General features: G+C 59.0%; 5 protein-coding genes. All 5 read left to right on the top strand.

Going from position 1 to position 4,748, the window contains the following annotated elements; genetic code table 11:
• The first annotated feature begins 123 nt into the window (after positions 1–123).
• The gene (locus ACLQ7H_RS07245) at positions 124–1,200 is read left to right on the top strand and encodes a Gfo/Idh/MocA family protein (RefSeq protein WP_411752080.1); all 1,077 of its coding nucleotides are present in this window, start codon (positions 124–126) and stop codon (positions 1,198–1,200) included.
• Positions 1,197–2,258, top strand: coding sequence for a sugar phosphate isomerase/epimerase family protein (locus ACLQ7H_RS07240; protein ID WP_411752079.1), 1,062 nt, complete (start codon positions 1,197–1,199; stop codon positions 2,256–2,258). Before ACLQ7H_RS07245 ends, ACLQ7H_RS07240 begins: the two co-directional genes overlap by 4 nt.
• Complete coding sequence (locus tag ACLQ7H_RS07235) at positions 2,255–3,382, top strand: Gfo/Idh/MocA family protein (protein WP_411752078.1); 1,128 nt, start codon at positions 2,255–2,257, stop codon at positions 3,380–3,382. The genes ACLQ7H_RS07240 and ACLQ7H_RS07235 overlap by 4 nt, the downstream gene beginning before the upstream one ends.
• 93 nt (positions 3,383–3,475) lie before the next feature.
• Entirely contained in the window at positions 3,476–4,471 is a 996-nt protein-coding gene (tauA, locus tag ACLQ7H_RS07230; RefSeq protein ID WP_411752077.1) for a taurine ABC transporter substrate-binding protein, read from the top strand.
• A 10-nt stretch (positions 4,472–4,481) separates the two neighbouring features.
• Positions 4,482–4,748 (top strand): ATP-binding cassette domain-containing protein (locus ACLQ7H_RS07225; protein ID WP_411752076.1); only part of this gene is annotated, 267 nt, incomplete at its 3' end.

Below are 4,748 nucleotides of genomic sequence, written 5' to 3'. Positions count from 1 at the left end.
GAGCTGCGGCGCTGCCGCAATGGCAGCACTTCTGGTGGTACCCGGCCTTCGGCGCATTGGCGATCGCCGCGCTGATCTACTTCACCTTCAACTACCGGGATATTCCAGCAGGGGAGAAACGCGATGGCTGATTTGCGGGTGCTGGTGGTGGGCTGCGGCAATATGGGGGCGTCCCATGCTGAGGCCTACCACGCTATGGAAGGGGTGACAATCTGCGGGCTGGTAGCTCGGGGTGAGTCCCGTGAGCTGCTCAATCAACGCTTGGGGGGCGGTTATCCCACCTTTAGCGACTTTGAGTTGGCGCTGGCGCAAACCCGGCCCGATGCCGTGTGCCTGACCACTTATCCGGACACCCACGAAGCCTACGCCTTGGCGGCGCTGGCGGCGGGATGTCATCTGTTTATCGAAAAGCCGCTCGCCACCACGGTAGCAGGGGCTGAAAGGGTAATTGCTGCCGCCCATCAGGCACAACGACAGGTGGTGGTGGGCTATATCCTGCGCCATCACCCCTCCTGGCAGCAGTTTGTGGAACTCGCTCGGGGTTTGGGTAAGCCTTTGGTGATGCGGATGAACCTCAACCAACAAAGCCACGGGCAGATGTGGAATGTGCATCGCAACCTGATGCAGTCATTGTCGCCAATCGTCGATTGCGGCGTACATTATCTAGACGTGATGTGCCAGATGGCCCAGGCCGAACCGATCAGCGTGAGTGCTATCGGCGCCCGGCTAAGCGATGACCTGCCGCAGGGTATGTATAACTACGGCCAGCTACAGGTGCGGTTTGCCGATGGCTCTGTCGGTTGGTACGAGGCTGGCTGGGGGCCGATGATCAGTGAAACGGCCTACTTTGTGAAAGACGTCATTGGGCCGCGCGGCGCGGTTTCAATCGTGGCCCGTCATCACGAAATGGCTTCTGACGATGTCGGGGGACATACCAAAACCGAATCATTGCGGGTGCATTATGCCGATCTGGATGACGAGAACCGCTTTACGCGGCCAGATCGCTGGATCGATTGTCAGGAGGAGCCGGACCATTTGGCGCTGTGCCTGAGTGAACAGCGTTACTTTTTACAGGCTATTCGTGAGGGGCTGGATCTCAATCAGCATCTGCAGGATGCGCTGAACAGCTTACGGGTGGTGCTGGCGGCGGACGAGGCGGTACGCAGCCAACGTACGGTGATATTAGGGAGAGGAGCATGAAGACGATGCAGGGGCCAGGACTGTTTCTGGCGCAGTTTATCGCCGAGCAGGCCCCGTTTAATACGCTGGATGGCCTGGCGGAGTGGGCCGCCGGGCTGGGCTTCACCAGCGTTCAGATCCCCACGCTTGAGCCGGCTATCTTCGATCTGGCGTTGGCGGCACGTAGCCAGGATTATTGCGATGAGATCGTTGCCCGGCTTGGGCGGCACGGTATTCGCATCAGCGAGCTGTCGACGCATTTGCAAGGGCAACTGGTCGCCGTCCATCCAGCCTACGATCTGGCCTTCGATGGTTTTGCTCCGCCAGAAGTCCGGGGCAAACCTCAGCAGCGGCAAGCTTGGGCAACGGAGCAACTGTTGCTGGCGGCACAGGCATCTCAGCGCTTGGGGCTAACGGCCCATGCGACCTTCTCTGGGGCGTTGGCGTGGCCTTATTTCTATCCGTGGCCGCCGCATAATGCGTTACTGCTGGAGGAGGCCTTCGAACAGCTGGCCAAGCGCTGGCTGCCGATCCTGGACGCCTTCGATCGGGCAGGCGTAGATGTGTGTTATGAGCTGCACCCGGGGGAAGATTTACATGACGGCGTGACCTTTGAGCGCTTTCTAGCCAAGGTTGGCCATCCCCGCTGCCATATTCTGTACGATCCGAGCCATCTGCATTTGCAGCAGATGGACTATCTGGGCTTTATCGATTGTTATCACCCACGTATCCGCGCGTTTCACGTCAAAGATGCCGAGTACCGCCCCAGCGCCCGCAGCGGCGTGTATGGCGGTTACCAGCCGTGGTCGGAAAGACCTGGGCGCTTCCGTTCGCTGGGGGACGGGCAGATCGACTTCCCGGCCATTTTCAGCAAGCTGACGCAGTACGGCTTCCCGGGCGTTGCCACACTGGAATGGGAGTGCTGCATTAAGTCGCCGGAGGCCGGAGCACGCGAAGGTGCGGCCTTTATCGCCCGCCATATTATTCCGGTAGCGGAACGGGCCTTTGATGATTTTGCAGTAGTAGAGACTGACCGTACGCGGGTAAGAGCCATGCTGGGCGTGGAGGATGCATCATGAGATTGAAGCTGGGAATGGTGGGCGGCGGTGAAGGCGCGTTTATCGGCGCGGTGCATCGGCTGGCGGCGCGGATGGATGATGAGTTTGAACTGGTCGCCGGGGCTTTCTCTTCTGATAGGCAAAACTGTCTGCGTACCGGGGCGCTACTGCATCTGCAACCAGATCGCTGCTATGCCGACTTTAGCCAGATGGCGCTGGCGGAAGCGGCACGCGAGGATGGGATTGATGTCGTCGCCATCGTGACCCCGAATCATTTACACGCACCGGTAGCCAGCGCCTTTCTCAACGCTGGAATTGATGTGATCTGCGATAAGCCCCTATGCACCTCTTATGCCGAGGCTCTGCAACTGGCACAAACGGTGCGCCAGAGCGGCAGACAACTGATCCTGACCCATAACTACAGTGCCTACCCGCTGGTGCGTGAGGCACGTAGCCGCGTATTGGCGGGGGAGTTGGGCGAGATCCGCTTCATTGAGGTGGAATATCTGCAGCAGTGGCTGGCAAAACCGCTGGAACTGACCGACAACAAGCAGGCCGGTTGGCGTGCCCAGCCGGAAAAAGCCGGATCTGGCTGTATCGGTGACGTAGGTACTCACGCCTGGCAACTGGCAGAGTTTGTCAGTGGCATGTTGCCTGAGGCGATCAGCGCGGAGCTGACGTCATTCATTGCGGGGCGCAAGCTTGATGACGACGTGCGGGTACAGATGCGCTATGCCAATGGCGCCAAAGGCCGGCTCTGGGCCAGCCAGGTGGCCTGTGGTCATGAGAATGGGCTGAAGTTACGAGTTTACGGCAGTGAAGGTAGCCTGGCGTTTTGCCAGGAAAACCCGAACCAACTGTGGATACGGCCTTTTGACGCGCCCGCCTATTGCATCACCCGCGCCTCGGTATTTCAGCATGTAGAAAACCGCCTGCTGGCCCGCGTACCCGCAGGGCATCCTGAAGGCTATTTAGAAGGGTTTGGCCAGATTTACCGTGAAGCGGCCCGGTGTTTGCGTGATGGCCCTTCGGCGGCACCTCTGTTACCAGGGATTGAAACGGGTGTACAAGGGATGGCGTTTATTGATGCCGCTCAGCGCAGCAGCCGCGCAGGGGGAGAGTGGGTGGAATTGATATCGCCATAAGTAATAAAGAAGATTTTTTTATTCTTTTATTGCCGAGCGCCGCTCAGATAAAACTGTTGGTCACAGCACAGAATTTTATCAACGGAGCGGATCATGGCGAGCAAACTTTTCTCATTACGCAGTGCAGTATTGTTGGCTTTATCGCTCGGTGCGGCCAGTGCCCAGGCAGTGGACGTCACCGTGGCGTACCAGACCTCCGCCGAACCCGCCAAGGTGGCGCAGGCGGAAAACAGCTTTGCCAAACAGTCTGGCGCGACCGTTGACTGGCGCAAGTTCGACAGCGGCTCCAGCGTGTTGCGTGCGCTGGCCTCTGGCGACGTGCAGATTGGCAATATCGGCTCCAGCCCGCTGGCCGTAGCCGCCAGCCAGAAGCTCCCTATCGAAGTTTTTCTGATCGCCTCGCAGCTGGGCAGTTCCGAAGCGCTGGTGGTCAAAAAGGACATCAAATCTCCCCAGGATCTGATCGGTAAGCGCATTGCGGTACCGTTCATTTCCACCACTCACTACAGCCTGCTGGCCTCCCTGAAACACTGGGGCATCAAACCTGACCAGGTGCAAATTCTCAACCTGCAACCGCCAGCCATTGCGGCGGCCTGGCAGCGTGGGGATATCGACGGGGCTTACGTATGGGCTCCGGTGGTCAATGAACTCGCCAAACAGGGCAAGGTGCTGACCGATTCCGAGCAGGTTGGCCAGTGGGGCTCACCAACGCTGGACGTGTGGGTAGTCCGTAAAGACTTTGCCGATCAACACCCTGAAGTCGTCACCGCATTTGCCGCCAGCGCCCTGAAAGCGCAGAAGGCCTATCTGGCACAGCCGGAGCAGTGGCTGAAAGACTCAAGCAATCTCAACACGCTGGCTCGCCTGAGCGGAGTGCCGCCAGAGCAGGTGCCGGAACTGGTGAAGGGTAACCGCTACCTGCCGGTCGCCGATCAGATCACTCAACTAGGCCAGCCGGTAGATAAAGCCATTCGTGATACCGCCGAGTTCCTCAAGCAACAAGGCAAGATCCCGCAGGTGGACAGTGATTACAGCGCCTATGTGACCGACCGCTTTGTCAAACAGGTGCAGGCTGCGCCGCAGTCGTAAGGGATCCGCCATGCTAAACGTTAACCATCTTTCGGCCGATTATCAGGGGCGTGCGGCGCTGCGCGATGTGTCGTTCCAGATAGCCAGAGGGCAATTGGTGGTGGTGTTGGGGCCTTCTGGCTGCGGCAAGACCACGTTGCTGAATTTGATCGCCGGGTTTATTGAGCCAACGGCAGGTAGCATTACGCTGGATGATGTCCCCGTCAAAGGCCCGGGGGCCGAGCGGTGCGTGGTCTTCCAGCATGAAGGCTTACTGCCGTGGCGCAACGTGGTGGAT

This window comes from Serratia sp. (in: enterobacteria), from assembly GCF_046715635.1.
Classification (GTDB): domain Bacteria; phylum Pseudomonadota; class Gammaproteobacteria; order Enterobacterales; family Enterobacteriaceae; genus Chania.
This window is presented reverse-complemented; position numbering and strand designations above follow the sequence as displayed.